The sequence below is a fragment of the Paraburkholderia sp. genome, assembly GCF_034668105.1.
GTDB lineage: Bacteria > Pseudomonadota > Gammaproteobacteria > Burkholderiales > Burkholderiaceae > Paraburkholderia.
Window position 1 is genome coordinate 1 of the sequence record NZ_JAXDPY010000308.1, and the last position, 2,922, is coordinate 2,922.

Genomic DNA, 2,922 nt, shown 5'->3' on the forward strand with positions numbered 1-2,922 from the left:
GTCATTGCGGTACAGCACGGCTTCGCACGACGGGCACTTGATCCACAGGCCTTCCGGAATCCCCTTGCGGTTCTTCGGGTCGGGTTGTTTGATTTTCGGCGGCAGCAGCTTATCGAGCCAGCTCATATTGAATCCTTCTGGGTCAGCCGGTTGCGCGAACGGCGGGACAAACCCGCCGCTCACGTTACAGGAGACAAAAAATTACTGTTATCGGGCAGTCGCGACGCTATCGAGCGCCTCGCGCACTTCGGCGATGAAGCGCGTAAGCGTCTCGGCGGCGGTTTCGGGGGCCGCCTGTTCGAGCAGTTGCACGATGCGGCTGCCGATCACGACGGCATCGGAAACTTCGGCCACCGAACGCGCCGTTTGCGCGTCACGGATGCCGAAACCGACGCCCACCGGCAGGGGTACGCGCGACTTGATGGCCGGGATTTTACTCGCGATGCTGGAAACGTCCAGATTTGCCGCGCCGGTCACGCCTTTTAACGACACATAGTAGACATAGCCACTGGCGATTTTGCCGACCTCGGCAATGCGCTCATCCGTGGAAGTGGGCGCAAGCAAAAAGATCGGATCAATGCCGGCAGATCGCATCTGTTCCGCGAAGTTCACGCACTCTTCCGGCGGGTAGTCGACAACCAGTACGCCGTCCACCCCGGCTTCCTTCGCCGCCTTGGCGAACGCTTCAGTGCCCATGCGTTCGATCGGATTCGCGTAGCCCATCAACACCACCGGCGTTTTGTCGTCGGTTTCGCGGAAGCGCTTCACGTCGGCCAGCACGTGACGCAGCGACACGCCCTGCGCCAACGCGCGTTCGGAAGATTGCTGGATCACCGGGCCGTCGGCCATCGGGTCGGAAAACGGCACGCCGAGTTCGATCACATCGGCACCGCCGGCGGCGAGCGCGTGCATGAATTCGACCGTGCGCGCCGGATCCGGGTCGCCGGCCGTCATGAAGGGAATCAGGCCTTTTTTACCTTGGGCGGACAACGCGGCAAACGTGTTCTTGATACGGGACATGGAATATTCTCGGATTTTTTTGCTACTGGGCTTATTGCGCCTCGGTTTGGCGCTCGGCTTTGGCCGCAACCTTGCGGGTTTTGCGAGCACCAGCGGGCGCCGACGCGGCCGCGCTAACGCGTTCGCGCGCTATCGCGCAGTAACTTTCATTGATCTCATAGCCGACGAATTCGCGCTGCTGCCGGGCGCAAGCGACTGCGGTGGTGCCGCTGCCCATGAAGGGGTCGAGCACGCGCCCGCCCTTCGGACAACTGGCAAGCACCATCCGCTCGACGATTTCCAGAGGCTTCTGGGTCGGATGATCGACACGCTCGGCGTGTTGCCGATGCAGCCGGGATACCGACCAGACGTCCTTCGGATTATAGCCAAGCTCCAGCCACTTACTGCCTTCGAACAATTTACGCGAACGCGCCTTCTTCGTGACGGCATCGTACGGGATGCGGACGGGATCGAGATCGAAGTAATAATCCTTCGACACCGCGAAAAAGCCGATGTTGTCGTGCACCGAAGTGAAACGGCGCACCGTTCCGCCCATGCTCGGCACACGCCGGTCCCAGATGATTTCGTTGATCATCGTGAGTTTTGTCTTCAGGAAGCTGAAGATTTCCGGCGCGTACTGCCAGGTGCAGAAGATATACAGCGAACCCGACGGCTTGAGCTTCGGAATAGCCAGCTCGAGCCAGCCACGCGTCCAGGCGAGGAAATCCTCGCCGGAGCGCATGTCGGAGTCGTTGCCATAATCCTTGCCGAGCCCATAAGGCGGATCGCAGAGGATCAGGTCGATCGACCCGTCGGGAATGTTCGCTACATCGGTCAGAAAATCGCGGTTCAACAGCCGGATGCCGGCGGGCACCTGTGCTAACAAAGGTGCAGGCGCCTCGAGCGCCGCTACTTCGGCGACCGGGGCGGTTTCAAGCGCCGGTTGTGGCTCGTCGAACTCGTCGCGCATCGTCGCGGCGCTCAGAACTGAATGCCCGATCGCTCGGCGACCGTGTGCATGTCCTTGTCGCCGCGACCCGACAGGTTGACCAGAAGGACCTTGTCCTTCGGCAAAGTCGGCGCAAGCTTCGCGGCGTAGGCCAGCGCGTGGCTGGATTCCAGCGCCGGAATAATGCCTTCGATGCGACAGCAATCGTGGAACGCCTTGAGCGCCTCTTCGTCGGTGATGCCGACATATTGCGCACGATTGCTGTCTTTTAGCCACGCATGCTCAGGACCGACGCCCGGGTAGTCCAGCCCGGCCGAGACCGAATGCGTCTCGATGATCTGACCGTCGTCGTCTTGCAGGAGATAGGTACGGTTACCGTGCAGCACGCCCGGACTGCCGCCGATCAGCGAGGCCGCGTGACGGCCGGTTTCGATCCCGTCGCCAGCGGCTTCAACGCCGATCAGTTGCACTGAAGTGTCTTCAATGTACGGGTAAAAGATCCCCATTGCATTCGAACCACCGCCAACGCACGCAATCACGGCATCCGGCTGACGGCCGACCAGTTCAGGCATCTGCACCTTGCACTCGTCACCGATTACCCGTTGGAAGTCGCGCACCATCATCGGATACGGATGCGGCCCCGCAACCGTGCCGATGATGTAGAAGGTGTTTTCGACGTTGGTCACCCAGTCGCGCATCGCTTCATTGAGGGCGTCTTTCAGCGTGCGCGAGCCGGAGGACACCGGCACTACCGTCGCGCCGAGCAGTTTCATCCGGTACACGTTGGCTGCCTGGCGGCGGACGTCTTCCTCGCCCATGTAGACCACGCATTCCATGCCGAAGCGCGCCGCAATGGTTGCGGTCGCCACGCCGTGCTGGCCCGCGCCGGTTTCCGCGATCACGCGCGGCTTGCCCATGCGCCTGGCGAGCAGCGCCTGGCCGATCACGTTATTGATCTTGTGGGCGCCGGTGTG

The 2,922-nt window shown here is 61.6% G+C and carries 3 protein-coding genes and 1 pseudogene; all 4 read right to left on the reverse strand.

What is annotated here, in order from left to right; all coding sequences use genetic code 11:
* A pseudogene (locus QOC89_RS13970) lies at window positions 1-126 on the reverse strand (acetyl-CoA carboxylase carboxyl transferase subunit beta); the annotation flags it as partial.
* Window positions 127-207: 81 nt separating this feature from the next.
* Entirely contained in the window at window positions 208-1,020 is an 813-nt protein-coding gene (trpA, locus tag QOC89_RS13975) for a tryptophan synthase subunit alpha (RefSeq protein ID WP_323045550.1), read from the reverse strand.
* Window positions 1,021-1,051: 31 nt separating this feature from the next.
* Window positions 1,052-1,969 carry a site-specific DNA-methyltransferase gene (locus tag QOC89_RS13980; protein ID WP_323045551.1) on the reverse strand — a complete coding sequence of 306 codons (918 nt, stop codon included), beginning with the start codon at window positions 1,967-1,969 and terminating at the stop codon, window positions 1,052-1,054.
* A gap of 11 nt (window positions 1,970-1,980) precedes the next feature.
* Window positions 1,981-2,922 (reverse strand): tryptophan synthase subunit beta (trpB, locus tag QOC89_RS13985; protein ID WP_323045552.1); only part of this gene is annotated, 942 nt, incomplete at its 5' end.

What these genes read in the sequence shown, in the direction of transcription:
- trpA (WP_323045550.1), bottom strand. Translation starts at nt 1,020, where the DNA reads ATGTCCCGTATCAAGAACACGTTTGCCGCGTTGTCCGCCCAAGGTAAA.
- QOC89_RS13980 (WP_323045551.1), bottom strand. Translation starts at nt 1,969, where the DNA reads ATGCGCGACGAGTTCGACGAGCCACAACCGGCGCTTGAAACCGCCCCG.